This window comes from Rhodococcus sp. P14, assembly GCF_000256505.1.
GTDB lineage: Bacteria > Actinomycetota > Actinomycetes > Mycobacteriales > Mycobacteriaceae > Rhodococcus > Rhodococcus ruber.
Map to the genome: position 1 here is coordinate 15,374 of NZ_AJFC01000059.1, position 17,557 is coordinate 32,930.

15 protein-coding genes are annotated in these 17,557 nt (G+C 70.8%); 6 read left to right on the forward strand and 9 right to left on the reverse strand.

The window, feature by feature from the left end:
• Window positions 1–68: 68 nt before the first annotated feature.
• Window positions 69–2,795 carry a LuxR C-terminal-related transcriptional regulator gene (locus tag OEY_RS0104205; RefSeq protein WP_010592690.1) on the forward strand — a complete coding sequence of 909 codons (2,727 nt, stop codon included), beginning with the start codon at window positions 69–71 and terminating at the stop codon, window positions 2,793–2,795.
• 91 nt (window positions 2,796–2,886) lie between these two features.
• Here OEY_RS0104205 and OEY_RS0104210 read toward each other — a convergent pair whose 3' ends face one another.
• The 4 genes from OEY_RS0104210 to OEY_RS0104230 form a co-directional block, all read right to left on the reverse strand.
• Entirely contained in the window at window positions 2,887–5,184 is a 2,298-nt protein-coding gene (locus tag OEY_RS0104210; RefSeq protein WP_010592691.1) for a polyribonucleotide nucleotidyltransferase, read from the reverse strand.
• Window positions 5,185–5,553: 369 nt separating this feature from the next.
• Entirely contained in the window at window positions 5,554–5,823 is a 270-nt protein-coding gene (gene rpsO, locus OEY_RS0104220; protein WP_003935677.1) for a 30S ribosomal protein S15, read from the reverse strand.
• 128 nt (window positions 5,824–5,951) lie between these two features.
• Window positions 5,952–7,364, reverse strand: a complete 1,413-nt coding sequence (locus tag OEY_RS0104225; protein ID WP_010592692.1) for a wax ester/triacylglycerol synthase domain-containing protein — start codon at window positions 7,362–7,364, stop codon at window positions 5,952–5,954.
• A 48-nt stretch (window positions 7,365–7,412) separates the two neighbouring features.
• Window positions 7,413–8,384 (reverse strand): bifunctional riboflavin kinase/FAD synthetase, encoded by a 972-nt coding sequence (locus OEY_RS0104230; protein ID WP_026137746.1) that lies wholly within the window; start codon window positions 8,382–8,384, stop codon window positions 7,413–7,415.
• A gap of 96 nt (window positions 8,385–8,480) precedes the next feature.
• Between OEY_RS0104230 and OEY_RS0104235 the strand changes: the two genes are divergently transcribed.
• From OEY_RS0104235 to OEY_RS0104250, 4 genes are read left to right on the forward strand one after another with little or no spacing between them, the layout of a single operon-like run.
• The gene (locus OEY_RS0104235; protein ID WP_072786447.1) at window positions 8,481–9,392 is read left to right on the forward strand and encodes a metal ABC transporter substrate-binding protein; all 912 of its coding nucleotides are present in this window, start codon (window positions 8,481–8,483) and stop codon (window positions 9,390–9,392) included.
• Window positions 9,389–10,156, forward strand: coding sequence for a metal ABC transporter ATP-binding protein (locus tag OEY_RS0104240; protein WP_010592695.1), 768 nt, complete (start codon window positions 9,389–9,391; stop codon window positions 10,154–10,156). Before OEY_RS0104235 ends, OEY_RS0104240 begins: the two co-directional genes overlap by 4 nt.
• Entirely contained in the window at window positions 10,153–11,040 is an 888-nt protein-coding gene (locus tag OEY_RS0104245) for a metal ABC transporter permease (RefSeq protein WP_010592696.1), read from the forward strand. Before OEY_RS0104240 ends, OEY_RS0104245 begins: the two co-directional genes overlap by 4 nt.
• Window positions 11,041–11,091: 51 nt before the next feature.
• The gene (locus OEY_RS0104250; RefSeq protein ID WP_040271917.1) at window positions 11,092–11,751 is read left to right on the forward strand and encodes a metal-dependent transcriptional regulator; all 660 of its coding nucleotides are present in this window, start codon (window positions 11,092–11,094) and stop codon (window positions 11,749–11,751) included.
• Window positions 11,752–11,793: 42 nt separating this feature from the next.
• On the opposite strand, the gene tnpA is transcribed toward OEY_RS0104250, so the two are convergent.
• The gene (tnpA, locus tag OEY_RS0104255) at window positions 11,794–12,264 is read right to left on the reverse strand and encodes an IS200/IS605 family transposase (RefSeq protein ID WP_010592698.1); all 471 of its coding nucleotides are present in this window, start codon (window positions 12,262–12,264) and stop codon (window positions 11,794–11,796) included.
• Window positions 12,265–12,289: 25 nt separating this feature from the next.
• Between tnpA and OEY_RS28015 the strand changes: the two genes are divergently transcribed.
• The gene (locus tag OEY_RS28015; protein WP_010592699.1) at window positions 12,290–13,483 is read left to right on the forward strand and encodes an RNA-guided endonuclease InsQ/TnpB family protein; all 1,194 of its coding nucleotides are present in this window, start codon (window positions 12,290–12,292) and stop codon (window positions 13,481–13,483) included.
• Window positions 13,484–13,526: 43 nt separating this feature from the next.
• Here OEY_RS28015 and truB read toward each other — a convergent pair whose 3' ends face one another.
• Genes truB through OEY_RS0104280 form a run of 4 tightly spaced genes read right to left on the reverse strand, consistent with a single transcriptional unit; the run spans window position 13,527 to window position 17,557 of the window.
• Window positions 13,527–14,444 (reverse strand): tRNA pseudouridine(55) synthase TruB, encoded by a 918-nt coding sequence (gene truB / locus OEY_RS0104265; RefSeq protein ID WP_010592700.1) that lies wholly within the window; start codon window positions 14,442–14,444, stop codon window positions 13,527–13,529.
• A 31-nt stretch (window positions 14,445–14,475) separates the two neighbouring features.
• The gene (gene npt, locus OEY_RS0104270; RefSeq protein WP_010592701.1) at window positions 14,476–15,180 is read right to left on the reverse strand and encodes a 4'-phosphopantetheinyl transferase Npt; all 705 of its coding nucleotides are present in this window, start codon (window positions 15,178–15,180) and stop codon (window positions 14,476–14,478) included.
• Window positions 15,177–16,142 (reverse strand): metallophosphoesterase family protein, encoded by a 966-nt coding sequence (locus OEY_RS0104275; protein ID WP_010592702.1) that lies wholly within the window; start codon window positions 16,140–16,142, stop codon window positions 15,177–15,179. Before OEY_RS0104275 ends, npt begins: the two co-directional genes overlap by 4 nt.
• Window positions 16,139–17,557 carry an MATE family efflux transporter gene (locus tag OEY_RS0104280; protein WP_010592703.1) on the reverse strand — a complete coding sequence of 473 codons (1,419 nt, stop codon included), beginning with the start codon at window positions 17,555–17,557 and terminating at the stop codon, window positions 16,139–16,141. Before OEY_RS0104280 ends, OEY_RS0104275 begins: the two co-directional genes overlap by 4 nt.

The window sequence follows — 17,557 nt, forward strand, 5'->3', positions numbered from 1 at the left end:
TCACCGCGGATCACCGAACCCGTCCCATGACGAGGGCACCGGCCGCCGCACAGGACTACTCTCGTCGCATGACGGGGCCACCGGCCGGCGCGCAGGACGAGCATGCTCCCGCGTTGTCGATGGTGCGTTCCCTCGTGCCTCGGCTTCCCGGCCGGGTGGTGCGGCGCGCGCGTCTCGAACGCATCCTCGAAGACGGGGTGAGTGCCGGCACCGTGCTCGTATCGGCACCGGCCGGGTCGGGTAAGACGCTGTTGCTGGCCTCCTGGGCAGCGGCACATCCCGGGCCCGTGGCATGGCTCTCGGTGGAACGTGAGGACGCCGAACCGACGCAGTTCTGGAGCCGGGTCCTGGACTCGCTCCGCGCCGTCGGCGGGTTCCCCGCCGGGTCGTTGCTGGCGACGATGCAGGTCCCACCCAGCTTCGACCCCCGATTCGTCTCCGTGTTCGCCGATGCGTGTGGCCGGCTTCCCCATCCCGTCGTCCTGGTGCTGGACGACATGCACCTGCTCGCGGGGACGCCGGCCGTGGAGTCGCTCGCGGCAGCCGTCCGCAGGGGGCTCGGCAACGTGCGACTGGTGATCGCCACTCGCAGCGATCCCGCGTTGCCCCTGCAACGACTCCGCCTGAGCGGTCAGCTGACCGAGATCCGCGCGGAAGCGTTGCGGTTCGATGCCGCCGAGGCGAAACAGCTCCTGGCCGACCACGATGTCCTCCTCGAACCCGCGCAGATGCAGACCCTCCTCACCAAGACCGAGGGATGGGCGGCCGGCCTGCGGCTCGCGGCCCTGTCGCTCCGGACCTCGAACGATGTGGAGGCCACCGTGGAGTCGCTTGCGGGGGACGAACGGTCGGTCGCCGACTACTTCGCGGAAGAGGTTCTGGCCAACCAGGATCCGGCACTGGGCCGGTTCCTGCTCGACACGTGCGTCGTAGGGCGGATTTCCGCCGAACTGGCCGACGTCCTGACGGGGCGTACCGACGGCCAGCAGTTTCTGATTCGGCTCGAACGGGACAACCTGTTCGTCGTCGCGTTGAACCACCGGCGGGAGTGGTACCGCTATCACCAACTGTTCGGGGACCTGCTGCGACACCGACTCAAGTCCCAGGATCCCGAGCGCCGCCGCGTGTTGCACCGGCGTGCCGCCCGGTGGTTCGCGGACCACGGCGAACTCCTCGAGGCGGCCCGCCACCTGCGCGCCGCGGAGGACTGGCTCGGACTTGCCCGGTTCGTCCTGCGAGCGGCGGGAGCAGAAATCCTGGGTCCGGAACGTCCGGCGCTGGTGGCACTGCTGCGGGACGCACCCGCCGAGCTGGTCGGGGGGCATGCCGAGGTGGCGGCGGCCGCCGCGGTCGCCGCGTATGCGGAGTACGATCCGGTCGGCGTCGCCACCCACATGGCCCGCGCCCGCGAGCTGCTCGACCCTCTCCCGACCGCCGACGCGCGGCTCACCGGGACGGTCCTGGTCACTCTCGATGCGGTGCTCGCCTGGATGAAGGCAGATCCGTCGCGGCAGGTCAGCGCCGCACGAGAAGCGATCCGCCAACTCGAGGGGATCTCGCCGGCGGACATGCCGGCCTCTCCCGTATACCGAATCGCCGCCGGCACCGTCCTCGCGATGGGCAAGCTGTGGTCCGGAGAACTCGATGCCGCCGAGGCGATGCTCGCGTCCACGACTTCGGCGCTGGCCGCCGGATCGGCGATGACACCGGTACTCGCGCTGCACCTGCACGGCAACACAGCCGTGCTCATGGCGATGGCCGGCCGGTTGCGGGCGGCACGCAGAGAGGTCGATCTCGGACTGGCTGTCGCCGACGAGCTGGGATGGACCTTCCTGCCGCCGTCGGCCACGGCGCTGCTGGCCGAGTCCATGATCCGCCTGCTCGAGGCGGACATCGAGGCCTGTTCCGTTGCGGTCGAGCGGGGGCACACGAGCCTGGGCGAGTTCCGCGACCGCTACATCGAAACCAGCTTCGGGCTCGTACAGGCACGGCTCGCGCTCTCGGCGGACAACCCGGCGGCGGCACGGGCGCACCTGGGGCGATTGCGGCAGCGCATGTCCGACTGGGTCATCCCGCGCTTCCTTGCCGAGTGGTACGAACTCGTCGAGGCAGAGATCCTGCTCGCCGAAGGACGGGCCCACGAGGTTGCGGCGCTGCTGTCCGCCGAGAAGGGACGAGCGGATCTCGCGCGCCCCGGCGCGCACCGTGTGGTCCTCGTGGCGCGGTCGTACCTGGCGTCCGACGAACCGCGCCGATGCCTGCAACTGGTGGCACCGCTGCTCGGGGGAGAACCGATCGACAACGGGCCGACCGTCGATGCCTGGCTGCTCACCGCACTCGCACACGACCGGCTGCAGGCGGATGGCGAAGCCGAGATTGCCCTGGCACGTGCCCTCGTCGTGGCCGCGCCCGAAGGAATCGCGCGGCCGTTCCTCCTGGCCGGGGGCCGAGTCCGAGCACTGCTGGAACGACACAACCGCCTCGACGACGCCCACCGCGAGTTCGTCTCGATGCTGATCGGCAGGATGGGCGGGACCGCCGACCGGTCCGAGGCCCCGCAACTGCTCGAGCCGTTGACCAGTCGCGAACGGGCTGTCCTTCTGCTCCTGCCCACCATGATGAGCAATGCCGAGATCGCCGACGAGCTCTTCGTGTCAGTGAACACCGTCAAGGCACATCTGAAGTCTCTGTACCGCAAGTTCGGTGCCACGAGTCGCCGCCAGGCGGTGGTGCGGGCGCGGGAACTCGGACTGCTGTCGAGCGCAGGCGCCCCGACTACCTCCCAGGGGCCGTAGCAGGCGCCGCGCCGGCGGGAGAACACGCGACCGCCCGCGTCTCCGTCCGTCCCAGGGACAGACGGAGACGCGGGCGGCCGGGATCCGAGTGTCAGCTCTCGGCGGTGTCGCCGGACTCGGCCGGAACTGCGGGTGTCGCGTCCGAAGCGCCGGCGGTGTCCTCGTCGGGCACCGGCACCAGGCTGATCTTGCCCCGGTTGTCGATGTCGGCGATCTCGACGCGGATCTTCGAGCCGACGTTGACGACGTCCTCGACCTTGGCGATGCGCTTGCCGTTGCCGAGCTTGCTGATGTGCACCAAGCCGTCGCGGCCCGGCAGCAGCGAGACGAACGCACCGAACGCCGTGGTCTTGACCACGGTCCCCAGGAACCGCTCGCCCACCTTCGGCAGCTGCGGGTTCGCGATGGCGTTGATCTTGTCGATCGCGGCCTGGGCGGACGGGCCGTCGGCGGCGCCGACGTACACCGTGCCGTCGTCCTCGATGGAGATGTTCGCGCCGGTCTCCTCGGTGATCGAGTTGATCATCTTGCCCTTGGGGCCGATGACCTCGCCGATCTTGTCCACCGGGACCTTGATGGTGGTGATCCGCGGAGCGAACGGGCTCATCTCGTCCGGGGTCTCGATGGCCTCGGCCATCACCTCGAGGATGGTGGCGCGGGCGTCGCGAGCCTGCGCCAGCGCGCCGGCGAGCACCTGGGACGGGATCCCGTCGAGCTTGGTGTCGAGCTGCAGCGCGGTGACGAAGTCCTTCGTGCCGGCCACCTTGAAGTCCATGTCACCGAACGCGTCCTCGGCGCCGAGGATGTCGGTCAGTGCGACGTAACGGGTCTCACCGTCGACCTCGTCGGAGACCAGGCCCATCGCGATACCGGCGACGGGCGCCTTGAGGGGCACGCCGGCGTTCAGCAGCGAGAGCGTGGAGGCACACACCGAGCCCATCGAGGTGGATCCGTTCGAGCTGAGCGCCTCGGAGACCTGACGGATCGCGTAGGGGAACTCCTCCTGGCTGGGCAGGACCGGGATCAGGGCCCGCTCGGCGAGGGCGCCGTGGCCGATCTCGCGGCGCTTCGGGGAGCCGACGCGGCCGGTCTCACCGGTGGAGTACGGCGGGAAGTTGTAGTGGTGCATGTACCGCTTGCTGGTCTCGGGACCGAGCGAGTCGATCTGCTGCGCCATCTTCACCATGTCCAGCGTGGTGACACCCATGATCTGGGTCTCGCCGCGTTCGAACAGCGCCGAGCCGTGCGCGCGCGGCACCACCGCGACCTCGGCGGACAGGGCACGGATATCCGTGACACCGCGGCCGTCGATGCGGAACTGGTCCCGCAGGATCCGCTGGCGGACCAGCTTCTTCGTCAGGGAACGGAACGCCGCGCCGATCTCCTTCTCGCGGCCCTCGAAGTTGGGGGCCACCTGCTCGAGGACCTCGACCTTGACCTCGTCGGTCCGCTCGTCGCGCTCCTGCTTGCCGGCGATGGTCAGCGCCTCGGACAGCTTGGCCGACGCGGCGGCCTCGACGGCCTCGTACACGTCTGCCTCGTAGGCCGGGAACACCGGGAAGTCACCGGTGGGCTTCGCCGCGGCGGCGGCGAGCTGCTGCTGGGCGATGCACAGCCGCGCGATGAACGGCTTGGCGGCCTCGAGGCCCTCGGCGACGACGGTCTCGGTCGGTGCCTGCGCCCCGCCGGCCACCAGCTCGACGACGTTCCCGGTGGCCTCGGCCTCGACCATCATGATCGCGACGTCGGCGGTCTCGGGGTTGTCGCCGCCACCCACGATGCGGCCCGCGACGACCATGTCGAACACGGCGTTCTCGAGCTGCTCGACCGTGGGGAACGCGACCCACTGGCCGGTCTTGTTCTCCTCCGAGGTGATCAGCGCGACCCGCACGCCACCGACGGGTCCGGAGAACGGCAGGCCGGCGATCTGCGTGGATGCCGACGCGGCGTTGATGGCGACGACGTCGTACAGGTCGTTCGGGTTCAGGCTGAGCACCGTCACCACGACCTGGATCTCGTTGCGCAGGCCGTCGACGAACGACGGGCGCAGCGGCCGGTCGATGAGACGGCAGGTCAGGATCGCGTCGGTCGAGGGCCGGCCCTCACGACGGAAGAACGAGCCGGGGATGCGTCCCGCGGCGTACATGCGCTCCTCGACGTCCACCGTCAGCGGGAAGAAGTCGAAGTGCTCCTTGGGCTGCTTGGAGGCGCTCGTCGCCGACAGCAGCATGGTCTCGTCGTCGAGGTACGCGACGACGGAGCCGGCGGCCTGCTGGGCGAGGCGGCCGGTCTCGAAACGAATCTGACGGGTGCCGAAGGACCCGTTGTCGAGGACCGCGACGGACTCGAACACGCCCTCGTCGACCTCGACTGCGGAATTGCTGGTCATCTCTACTCTTCTCTTCCCTCTCGTCTTCGCCGTACCCGCGCGGGCGCCACAACCCTCGTGGCTGCAGCTGCGCACCGATCGCCCGTACCCGCGTCTCACGGGCCGAGCGTGCGGAGGCGGTCGTCGATCGAAACCGTCCGGACCGGGTCCGGAAGGTCACTACCGAAGACCGACACCGTCGGTGCATACGGTTCCGCGGGCGGTGTCGCCGTCCGCGGGTGCCGCTGCCGGTGTCCGACGGGCACGTAGCCCGTCTCCGACCGCACAGCGGCCAAACACCGATAGCCAACGAGGCTCAGTCTAAGCATTGCCTCGTTGGCTATCGGAAAGATCAGCGAACGCAGATCGCGTCGTCGCTTCGTCGCGCTCCTATCGACGCAGACCCAGACGCTGGATCAGCGAACGGTAGCGGTTGACGTCGACCTTCTCGACGTACTTGAGCAGCCGGCGACGACGACCGACCAGCAGCAGCAGGCCGCGGCGGGAGTGGTGGTCGTGCTTGTGCTGCTTCAGGTGCTCGGTCAGGTCCTGGATGCGCTTGGTGAGCATCGCGACCTGCGCCTCGGGCGATCCGGTGTCGGTCTCGTGGAGGCCGTACTCGCCGAGGATCTGCTTCTTCTGCTCGGTGGTCAATGCCACTGGTGATACTCCTGATCGATGACGTCCGCGCGCTTCGTGAAACGGGCCGGAACCCGTCGGTGCGGCCACCGCGAACCACAGCACACACCAGCGGATGAGCGTACCAGAGGGGTGCGCACCCGCTTCGGTCACCCTCGCCCCCGGGGGCCGGTGCCGGATCGCCGGCCGCCGGTGGCCTCGATCACCTCGGCGAACCCCTCCTCGAGGAGGGTCGCGTACCGATCGAGGTCCGGCATCAGCAGCGGGGAGCTCATGACGGTGACGGCGAACGAATCGCCGGCCCGGCTGAAGGAGTGCACCAGACCCATCCCCGGACGCAGAGACTGGATGCCGGCGACGAATCGGAATGCCGCGCCGCCGTAGGTCCAGTCGGCCTCGCCGCCACAGTCGACACTGGTGACCGCCGTCTGGGCCGGGCCCGGGGCTCCCCCTGCCGACGCCGCGCGGTCGTGCCGGTCCGTCACCCGGCGGTACACCGGATACGGCACCGCACCCGCGCCCGCGAGGCGGTCCAACACCTCGGGAGACGTCGCGATCCGCCGCTCGTGGGCGAGCGCGTCGGCCACGGCCGCCACCCGGTCGCGGGGATCGGCGACCTCGGTGCACAACGGAACGATCGCGGCAGTCAGCCGGTTGACGCCCAGCGCGACACCGGCCGCACCCACCGCGACCGGAACCGCGACGCGTACATCGACGACGGGCGCGCAGTGCTCGCCGAGGTAGCGCTGCAGCGCCAGGGATACCGCCGCCAGGCCCATGGCTGTCACGGTGTAGGTCCGGCCCACGAGACTGCCCAGGTCCGGACGCACGATCCGGATCGCCCGGTCGCGCCCGGGGGCGCGGGCGAGCATCGGCCGCGCCGCCGGCGACGGGACCGCCGGGGTGTCCGCGGACCGCGCCGATGCCGCCCGCCGCACCAGGACCGCGCCGAGCCCCAGGTACCAGCGAGCGAAGCGTGCCACCCCCGACACCGCTGCGGCGGCGTGGTGCGGGCGCGTCGCGGCCGGCGCCAGACCGGGAACGCGCAGTGGCTGCCCGTCCGCGCCGAACAGTGCGCCGAGGAAGGCACCCAACGCCGAACCGACCATCACGGCGTGGCTGACCTGCAGCACGACGACCGTCACGGTCGCCGTCGGGTCGTCGGGGTCGGACACTCCGGCGAAGACGTGCAGGCACCACGCACGCCGCCGGACGTCCAGCGGGTCCGCGCAGAGGTCGGCGATGGCGTCGATGCAGTCCGTGAACGAGCCGCCGGCCCACTCGCGGTACTCGATACGTTGCTCGGGCGGGAGTTGCGCCCGCACCCAGTACGGGTAGTCCAGCCGGCCGGGCGCCTCGACGATCCGCCGGTCCAGCGCCGTCAGCAGATGCGTCCGGGAACGCAGGTGAGCGAGCGCGTCCCCGGGGCCGCGAACGGTCCTGTCCTGCTCATCGAACACGACGAATGCGGACCAGTCGGTCGGCCGGCCCGGTTTCGACTCGTAGTAGTTCGCGGCATCTGCCCAGGTCAGGCGCGCGTGCCGCCACTGACGTATCGACACACCGGGAATTGTCCCCGATCGGGGCGCGATCCCGGGCCGGAACGGCCCCTAGCCGCGAGCGCGCTCGAGCACTTCGCGTGCCCGCTCGGCGTCACGGTGCATCGCCGAGACGAGGGCCTCCACCGATTCGAACCGCTCCATCCCGCGCAGCCGCTCGACGAAGTCGACCGCGACGTGCTGGCCGTACAGGTCGGCCTCCTCGTCGAGGACGAACGCCTCGACCGTGCGGGTACGCCCGGAGAAGGTCGGGTTGGTGCCCACCGATACGGCCGCGAGGTACCGCTCCCCCGGGGTGACGGTGCCGAGTCCACCGCTACCCGGACCGAGGACGGTGAACCAGCACGCGTAGACGCCGTCCGCGGGAATGGCCGAGTACATGGGCGGCGCGACGTTCGCGGTGGGGAAGCCGAGATCGCGGCCCCGGCCGTCGCCGTGCACCACGACGCCCTCGACGCGGTGGGGGCGGCCCAGCGCGTCGGCCGCGGCGGCGACGTCGCCGGCGTCCACGCACGAGCGGATATAGGTGGACGAGAACGTCACCGCATGTTCGCTGAGCAGGGTCAGGCCCTGGACGGCGAAGCCGAAACGCTCGCCGATGGTGCGCAGCAGATCCACATTGCCGGCGGCCTTCTTGCCGAAGGTGAAGTTCTCGCCGACGACGACCTCGGCGACATGGAGCCGCTCGACGAGGATCTCGTGGGCGTACCGCTCGGGGGACAACTTCATGAACTCGGGCGTGAACGGCATGACGCAGAAGACGTCGATGCCGAGTTCCTCGGCCAGTTCGGCACGTCGCGCCAGGGTCGTGAGCTGTGCCGGGTGGCTGCCCGGCCGGACGACCTCCATCGGGTGCGGATCGAACGTCATCAGGGCGCTGGCCGTGCCGCGTTCCTTCGCCGACTTCACCGCCCGCGCGATCAGTTGCTGATGCCCGCGGTGCACACCGTCGAACACCCCGATCGTCAGGACACAACGACCCCAATCCGCAGGAATTTCGTCGAGACCTCGCCATCTCTGCACACGCTGCAGCCTACGACCCGGCGGCCGGGCGGTCATCTCCGGCTCGCCCGGAGCGCCTCATGGACAACTCCGCCAGTGTCCCGCCATAATTTCGGCATGCCGAACATTTTCGTTGGACTACGCAAAATCGTGGTGGTCGTCGCGGCCACGACGGTCCTGGCGGGCTGTGCCGCGGCGCAGAGTTCCGACGACGACCGGCCCCTGGTACTGACCACTTTCACCGTGCTCGCGGACATGGCCCGCAACGTCGCCGGGGAGCACCTGCGGGTCGAGTCGATCACCAAGGTCGGCGCCGAGGTCCACGGTTACGAACCCACCCCGGGCGACCTGCGTTACGCCTCCCGCGCCGACCTCGTCCTCGACAACGGCCTCGGCCTCGAGCGCTGGTTCGAGCAGTTCCTCGCCGATACCGACGCGGCCCACGCCGTGCTCAGCGACGGGGTTCCGCCGCTGCCGATCGGCGAGGACGCCTACGCGGGGCGGCACAACCCGCACGCGTGGATGTCCCCGTTGGCGGCCCAGACCTACGTCGACAACATCGCCGCCGCCTTCACCGACCTCGACCCCGAGCACGCCGCGGACTACGCCGCCAACGCCGCGGCGTACCGCACCGAACTACAGGCGCTGCACGAAGAACTCGTCGCCGATCTGGCCGTGCTGCCGCCGAACCACCGGGCGCTGGTCACCTGCGAGGGGGCCTTCAGCTACCTGGCCCGCGACGCCGGCCTGAGCGAGGCCTACCTGTGGGCGGTCAACGCCGACCAGCAGGGCACCCCGCAGCAGATCGCCCGCACCGTCGACTTCGTCCGGACCAACGCCGTGCCTGCCGTGTTCTGCGAGTCCACCGTCTCGGACAAGGCCCAGCGGCAGGTCGCCGAGGACACCGGAGCCCGGTTCGGCGGAACCCTGTATGTCGACTCGCTCTCCGAGCCGGACGGTCCCGTGCCCACCTACCTCGACCTGCTCCGGCACGACGTCCGCACCATCACCGAAGGGCTGCGTCCATGACCGCGACACCCACCCCCGCCCTGGCCGTCTCGCGGCTCAGCGTGCACTATCGCACCGTCACGGCGCTCGACGGCGTCGACCTGACGCTCATCCCCGGCCGGGTGTGCGGGCTCGTCGGTACCAACGGCTCGGGCAAGTCCACCCTCTTCAAGGCGATCATGGGCATCGTGCGACCGAGCACCGGCACCGTGTCCATCGGCGGGACCGACACCGTCACCGCCCGGAAGGCCGGTGCCGTCGCGTACGTGCCGCAGAGCGAGGCCGTCGACTGGGACTTCCCCATCAGCGTGGGCGAAGTCGTGATGACGGGCCGCTACGGCCGGCAGAACTGGCTGCGCCGGCCGCGGCCCGCCGACCACGCCGCCGTCCGGGCCGCGCTCGAACGCGTCGACATGGCCGGCTACGTGCAGCGGCAGATCGGCCAGCTCTCCGGGGGTCAGCGCAAGCGTGTCTTCGTCGCCCGTGCCATCGCCCAGGGCGCTCCCCTGCTCCTGCTCGACGAGCCGTTCGCCGGCGTGGACAAGCGCACCGAGGCTGCCCTGACGGAGGTGATCCGGGACCTTGCCGGTTCGGGGCACACGATCCTCGTCGCCACCCATGACCTCGCCGGACTGTCGCTGCTGTGCGACGAGGCCGCGCTGCTGCAGCGGCGCATCCTCGTCCACGGCGCCCCGGACGAGGTGCTGCGGCCGGAGAACCTCGCGCGCGCCTTCGGCGTCGACCCCCTGCTGCCGGCCCCCCACGTCGCCCAGGAGGCACGGTGAACCTCGTCGAACTGATCGTCGAACCTCTGCAGTACGGCTTCATGCAGCGCGCCCTCGTCGTCGCGGTGGCCGCCACGATCGTGTGTGCCCTGCTCAGCTGCTGGCTCGTACTCATCGGGTGGTCGCTGATGGGCGACGCCGTCTCCCATGCCGTGCTGCCCGGCGTGGTGCTGGCCTACCTGGTGGGAGCGCCGTTCGCGGTGGGCGCGCTGCTGTTCGCCGGGGCCGCCGTCGCTCTGATCGGGCTCGTCCGCAACACCACCAAGGTCAAGGAGGACGCCGCGATCGGCGTGGTCTTCACGACGTTGTTCGCCCTCGGTGTCGTGCTGATCTCGAAGAACCCGAGCCAGGTGGACCTGCACCATGTGCTGTTCGGCAACCTGCTGGGCCTGGCCACCGCGGACATGTGGCAGGTCACCGCGCTCGCAGTGGTGGTGCTCGTCGTGTTGATCGCCAAGCGCCGCGACCTGACCCTGTTCGCGTTCGACCGGGGGCAGGCCCACGCCCTCGGGATCTCCCCGGCCCGGCTGTCCGCGCTGCTGCTCGCGCTGCTGGCGGTCACCATCGTCGCCGCCATCCAGGCCGTCGGGGTCATCCTCGTCGTGGCGATGCTGATCATCCCCGGTGCGACGGCGTACCTGCTCACCGAACGGCTGTCGCGGATGCTGGTGCTCGCTCCCACCCTGGCTGCACTGACGTCGGCGACCGGCGTATACGTCAGCTACTACACCGATGCCTCCACCGGCGGCGTCGTCGTTCTGGCCCAAGCGGTCGTGTTCACGATGGCCTATCTGTTCTCGCCCCACCAGGGACTCGTCACCGGAGCCCTGCGACGGCGCACTCGGCTGCGCGAGCCGGATGATTCGACGGTGAGAGTTGCCTAAGCTGTCCCCGTGGGCGACAGGAGCGGGGCGACCGAGGTGGCGGCGACGGACATGCTGACGCCGGTCGCGCAGGACTATCTCAAGATCATCTGGACCGTCCGGGAATGGTCGGGTGAGAAGGTCTCGACGAAGCTGCTCGCCGAGAAGCTCGGAGTGTCGGCCTCGACCGTCTCCGAGGCCGTCCGCAAGCTCGCCGAGCAGGGTCTCGTCGACCACGCACGCTACGGCGCGATCTCGCTCACCGAGGCCGGGCGCGCGGCGGCCGTGGCCATGGTCCGCAAGCACCGCCTGCTCGAGACGTATCTGGTCCGGGAACTCGGCTACGGCTGGGACGAGGTGCACGACGAGGCCGAGGTGCTCGAGCACGCCGTCTCCGACCGGCTCGTCGCCGCGATCGACGCCAAGCTCGGCCATCCGGAACGGGACCCGCACGGAGATCCGATCCCGGCGGTCGACGGCACGATCCCCACGCCGCCGGCCCGCCAGCTCAGCGCGTTCGTCGACGGTGAGCACGGCCGGGTCGCCCGCATCTCCGACGCCGACCCGGCAATGCTGCGCTACTTCGACGACGTGGGCATCGCCCTCGACACCGACATCCGCGTCGTCGAACGCCGCGACTTCGCAGGCACCGTCGCGGTTCGCATCGGCGGCGACGCCGGCAGCACGGTCGACCTGGGACATCCCGCCGCCGACGCGATCTGGCTGGTGTAGGCGGCTCCGCCGCTACCGGGATGTGGGTCAGTGCGCCGCCGTTCACGGCGGTGGTGAAGGCCCGCGCGGGAAGGGCCGCCAGGGCCGAGCCGTGCCCTGGACGGGACGGTTCTGCTGCTCGATGTACTGGCGCACGATGCTCAGCGGCGCGCCGCCGACGGACCCGGCGAAGTAGGACCCGGACCACAGCCGTTGCGCGCGCCAGTAGTGCCGGACCAGCTCGGGGAACTCCTGGCGCAGACGACGGGAGGAGACGCCTTTCAGGCTGTTGACCAGCTTCGAGACGGCGACCTTGGGCGGGTAGTGGACCAGCAGGTGTACGTGGTCGGCCTCGCCGTGGAACTCGACCAGCTCGGCCTCGAAGTCCGTGCACACCGCGCGCATGATCTCTTCCATCCGGTTCAGGTGCCGGTCACCGAACACCTGGCGCCGGTACTTCGTGACGAAAACCAAGTGCACATGCATGAGGAACGTGCAGTGTCTGCCAGTGCGGATGTCGTCTTCATCGCCCATAAACCAATACGGTACAGTGGTCTGTGTGCAGCTCCGGTACGCCTACCGGCTCGACCCGACCCCGGCCCAGCGCCGAGTGTTGGCGCGGGTGTTCGGCTGCGCCCGGGTGGTGTTCAACGACGCCATCGCCGCTCGGCGGGCGGCGCACGAGGCGGGGGCGCCGTTCCCGACCGACGCGGCGCTGTCGAAGGCGCTGACCGCGGCGAAACGGACCCCGGAACGGGCATGGCTGGCCGAGGTGTCCGCCGTCGTCCTGCAACAGGCCCTCGCCGACGCCTGCGCCGCCTACCGGAACTTCTTCGCCTCCCTCGACGGCACCCGGAAGGGTCGCAAGCTCGGCGCGCCCCGGTTCCGGTCACGGACGGACCGGGCCCAGTCGATCCGGTTCACCAAGGCCGCCCGGTTCCGGGTGCTCCCGAACGGGCGGCTGCGGCTGCCGGGGGTCGGGGACGTCCCGGTGCGCTGGTCGCGCGACCTGCCCTCGGCGCCGTCGAGCGTGACGGTGACGATGGACGCGGCCGGGCGGTACCACGCCTCGTTCGTCGTCGACGTCCCCGACCAGCCGTTGCCCCTCGTGCCGCACGAGGTGGGGATCGACCTGGGGCTGACACACTTCGCGGTACTGTCGGACGGCACGAAGGTCGACGCCCCCCGCCTCGCCCGCAAGGCGCAGGCCAAGCTGCGGACCGCGCAGAAGGAACTCGCCCGGCGGCAGAAGGGCTCGGCCCGCCGGGAGCGTGCGCGCCGAAAGGTGGCGCGCTGCCACGCCCGGGTCGGGAACACCCGCCGGGACTGGCTCCACAAGCTCTCCTCCACGATCGTCCGCGAGAACCAAGCGGTGTACGTGGAGGACCTCGCCGTGTCCGGGCTGGCCCGGACGAAGCTCGCCCGCTCGGTGCACGATGCCGGGTGGTCGACGTTCACGGCGATGCTCGAGTACAAGGCACGGCGGCACGGGCGCACCTTCGCCCGGGTCGACCGGTGGTTCCCCTCCACGCGGGCGTGCTCGGTGTGCGGGGCCATCGGGGAGGCCAAGCCCCTGCACGTCCGGTCGTGGACCTGCCCGTGTGGCGCGGTCCACGACCGAGATGTGAACGCCGCGAAGAACATCCTGGCCGCGGGACGCGCGGACAGCCCAACGCTCGTGGAGCCGGTGTCAGCCGGGACCCCGGTCCCGCACCCGGCCGTGAAGCGAGAACCCGCCGGGAGCACCGCATGAGCGGCGCAGACCGGAATCCCCGCTGTTCACGACGGGGAGGACGTCAAATGGTGGCCGGGCGCACGACGAACACCGCCGAGGCCCGCGTGCCCTTCTCCTGGAGCAGCGCCGCGGCGCGGCCGGACGGATCGATCGCCGCGTACACGCCGGGGATCCCCACCGGGTCCAGCCACCGGCCGTTCGCGAGCAGTGCCGCCTCCGCGGCGGTGACGTCCCGGCACGGGAACGCCGTCCGGATCGCGGCGTCGATGTCCAGGCTCACGGTCGGGTCGTCCTCGAGCTGGGCGAGCGTGCGAGCGTGCTCGAGCCCGAACGGGCCGACCCGGGTGCGGCGGAGCGCGGTCAGATGCGCGCCGACACCCAGCGCGGACCCCAGGTCGCGGGCGAGCGCCCGGATGTAGGTGCCCGACGAGCACTCCACCTCGACGTCGAGGTCGACGAAACACCCGCGGTCCGCGCGCACCTCACGCCGGGCGAGTACCGCGAAACGGGAGACCGTGACCGGGCGGGCCGCCAGCTCGACGGTCTCCCCGTCGCGCATCCGGGCGTAGGCACGCTTGCCGTCCACCTTGATCGCGCTGACGCTGGCGGGCACCTGGGAGATGTCCCCCGTGAGCGCGGCGACGGCCGTAGCGATCGCCTCGTCCGTGACCGCGGCGGCGTCGGTGGTCGCGAGCACCTCGCCGTCGGCGTCGTCGGTGACGGTGCTCTGGCCGAGCCGGATCGTCGCCGCGTACGCCTTGGTGGTGAGGGCGAGCAGACCGAGGATCTTCGTCGCGCGCTCCACCCCGAGGACGAGCACGCCCGTCGCCATCGGATCCAGGGTGCCGGCGTGACCGACCTTGCGAGTGCCGAGCAGTCGCCGGCAGCGGGCCACCACGTCGTGGCTCGTCATGCCCGCGTCCTTGTCGACGACGAGCAGACCGGCACGGGTGAGGGCGGGGTTCTCGGAGGCAGACACGGGGCCCGATTCTGCCACGACGACTGCGACGTCAGCGCACGACGATCGCCGTGAGCACCAGACCGTCGGCGATCAGCCAGCGCCCGTCGAACGCGGCCAGGGGGGCACCCGTCCGGGTGTCTCCGGGGACGAGCAGGTCGGAGCGAAACGTGCCCGACGCGACTGCGCCCGGTGCGGCCGCGCCGTCGCGCTCGAACGTGATGTGGGCGTCCTCGAAGCCGAGCCAGCGTCCGGTGAGCGGGAACCACGCCTTGTAGGTGGCCTCCTTGGCGCAGAAGAGCAGGCGGTCCCAGTGCAGACTCGGATCGGTGCCCGCGAGCCAGGTGCGCTCCTGGGGCAGGGAGACCGCTTCGAGCACCCCGTCGGGGAGAGGTCCGTGCGGCTCGGCGTCGATCCCCAGCGACCGCACTTGCAACGCATAGGCCAGAACAGCTCCGCGGTATCCGTCGCAGTGGGTGAGGCTGCCGACCACCCCTCGCGGCCAGACCGGTGCCCCTTTGTCGCCCTTGAGCACCGGGCCGGGTTCCATCCCGAGCTGCCGCATGGCCAGCCGGGCGCAGTGCCGTGCCCCGGCGAACTCCCGCCGGCGCTTGTCCACCGCGCGGGCGACCAGCGGCTCTTCCTGCGGGTGCGGTCGCAGACCGGGCGGGTCCTCGAACAACTCCGCGGCGGCGATCCCGTCGGGCAGGATCCGGCTGATCAGCCCGGTGCGGGTCGCGGTGGTCGGGTCGGTCATCGCAACTTCCCTTCGCGCCCCGCGCGCATGCTCTGTGCAGTGCGCGCTGCACGCATCTTCTCGACTTCGGCTTCCATCTCGGGCGTGACCCGGAAGTGTCCGCCCCATTTGTTCAACGATCCCGGCGGGTACTCCGGCACGGGCAGGATCTGGCGTAACAGTCGATCCGGCAGGCCCCGGCGCTGCCATTCCCGCGGATAGCCGAGAGAGACCTCCTCGAAGCGGACGCCGTCGTAGTACGTGGTACGCGGGATGTGCAGGTGCCCGTACACGGCGCAGAGGGCGCGGTAGCGCAGGTGCCAGTCGGCGGTCTCGGTCGTGCCGCACCACAGGGAGAACTCCGGATAGAACAACATCCGGGTGGGCTCGCGCACCAGCGGGAAGTGGTTGATCAGCACCGTCGGCAGCGACGGATCGAGGGCGTCGAGACGCTTGCGGGTCTCGTCGAGCCGTACGCGGCACCACACGTCCCGAGTGACGTACGGGTCGGGCGCGAGCAGGAATTCGTCGGTGGCGACGACGTTGCGTTCACGGGCCAGCGCCAGGCCCTCGGCCTTCGTCGCGGTGCCCTCGGGAAGGAAGGAGTAGTCGTAGAGCAGGAACATCGGCACGAGCGTCACCGGTCCGCCCTCGCCGTGCCACACGGGGTACGGGTCCTCCGGGGTGAGCACGTCGAGTTCGCGGCACATCGTCACCAGGTAGTCGTACCGGGCGGCGCCGTGCATCTGAACCGGGTCCTTGGCGGTGGTCCACAGTTCGTGGTTGCCGGGAACCCAGATCACCTTCGCGAAACGGCTGCGCAGCAGCGACAGTGCCCAGCGGATGTCGTCGGACTTCTCGGCGACGTCGCCGGCGACGATCAGCCAGTCGTCCGGCGATTCCGGGTACAGATCCTCGGTGACGGGGCGATTGCCTCGATGCCCGACGTGGATGTCGCTGACCGCCCACAGTTTCCCCGTCACCGGCTCTCCTTCTTCGTCTCGTCGCGCGCCGTCTCGTGCGGGGGCCGAGCCTGCCGGTCCGCACCGGTCACCGCCCACCGCCCCGACCGCGTCCGCCACACGACGGCCGCCATCCGGAACACGATGAACACCGTAAGCCCAGTCCAGATACCCGCGAGACCCCAGTCCCACACGAGCGAACACCACACGAGGGGCAGGAATCCGAACAGTGCGGACGCGAGCGTGGCGGTGCGGAGGAAGGCGGCGTCGCCGGCGCCGAGCAGCACGCCGTCGAGCGCGAACACGACACCGGCGACGGGTAGGAGCGCGACGAAGAACCACCAGGCGACGTCGATCTGCTCGAGCACCCCGGGATCGCTGGTGAACAGCGCCGGAATCGCGTCGCCGCCCCCGAGGAACACCAGCGCCAGGCCGGTGGCGAACACCGTGGACCACGCGGTGATCCGCCACGCCAGGCGCTTCGCATCGGAGCGGGCTCCTCCCCCCAGGGCCGCGCCCACCAGCGCCTGGGCGGCGACGGCGAGCGAGTCGAGGGTGAGCGAGACGAAGTTCCACAACTGCAGCACCACCTGGTGTGCTGCGACGGCGGCCGCCCCGAACCGGGCGGCGACCGCGGCCGCGGACAGGAAGCACGCCTGGAAGGCCAGGCTGCGGGCGATCAGGTCGCGGCCGAGCCGCACCTGCGCGGCGATCACCGTCCGTTGTGGTCGTAGCGGCACACCGGACCGGAGCAGTGCCCCGACGAACAGCGCTGCGGACACACTCTGGCCGGCGACGTTGGCGAGGGCGGAGCCGACGAGTTCCCAGCGGGGGGCTCCGGCCAGGCCGTGCACGAGCAGCGGGCACAGCACCGCCGAGAGCGCGAGCCCGGCGAGCACGTACCGCAGGGGGCGGGCGGTGTCCTGCACACCGCGCATCCAGCCGTTGCCGGCGAGGCCGACGAGGATCAGCGGTGCGCCGAACAGGGCGACGCGCAGCCACGACACCGCGGCCTCGGCGATCTGCTCGTCGCCGGCGATCAGCGCGGCCACCGGTTCGGCCAGGAGCTGGCCGACGATCAGGATCGCCGTCCCGACGGCGAGTGCGAGCCAGGTGGCCTGCACCCCCTCGGCGACGGCGGCGTCCCGCCGTCCGGCGCCGTGGAATCTGGCGGCCCGGGCGGTGGTGCCGTAGGACAGGAAGGTCAACTGGGTGCTGACCTGGGCGAGGACGAGGCCGCCGATGGCCAGTCCGGCCAAGGCCAGGGCGCCGAGCCGGCCGACGACGGCGATGTCGAACAGAAGGTACAGGGGTTCGGCGGCGAGTACTCCGAGTGCCGGCACCGCGAGCCCGAAGATGCGTCCTGCGGTGGCCTCGGGGACGAGGTGGGACGCGGCGTCCGGTTCCGGGCCGGCGGTGTCCTGCGGCGCCGGCAT

Coding starts and splice junctions, on each gene's coding strand:
- OEY_RS0104205 (WP_010592690.1), top strand. CDS start 69: ATGACGGGGCCACCGGCCGGCGCGCAGGACGAGCATGCTCCCGCGTTG.
- OEY_RS0104210 (WP_010592691.1), bottom strand. CDS start 5,184: ATGACCAGCAATTCCGCAGTCGAGGTCGACGAGGGCGTGTTCGAGTCC.
- OEY_RS0104235 (WP_072786447.1), top strand. CDS start 8,481: ATGCCGAACATTTTCGTTGGACTACGCAAAATCGTGGTGGTCGTCGCG.
- OEY_RS0104240 (WP_010592695.1), top strand. CDS start 9,389: ATGACCGCGACACCCACCCCCGCCCTGGCCGTCTCGCGGCTCAGCGTG.
- OEY_RS0104250 (WP_040271917.1), top strand. CDS start 11,092: ATGCTGACGCCGGTCGCGCAGGACTATCTCAAGATCATCTGGACCGTC.
- tnpA (WP_010592698.1), bottom strand. CDS start 12,264: ATGGGCGATGAAGACGACATCCGCACTGGCAGACACTGCACGTTCCTC.
- npt (WP_010592701.1), bottom strand. CDS start 15,180: ATGACCGACCCGACCACCGCGACCCGCACCGGGCTGATCAGCCGGATC.
- OEY_RS0104280 (WP_010592703.1), bottom strand. CDS start 17,557: ATGCCGGCGCCGCAGGACACCGCCGGCCCGGAACCGGACGCCGCGTCC.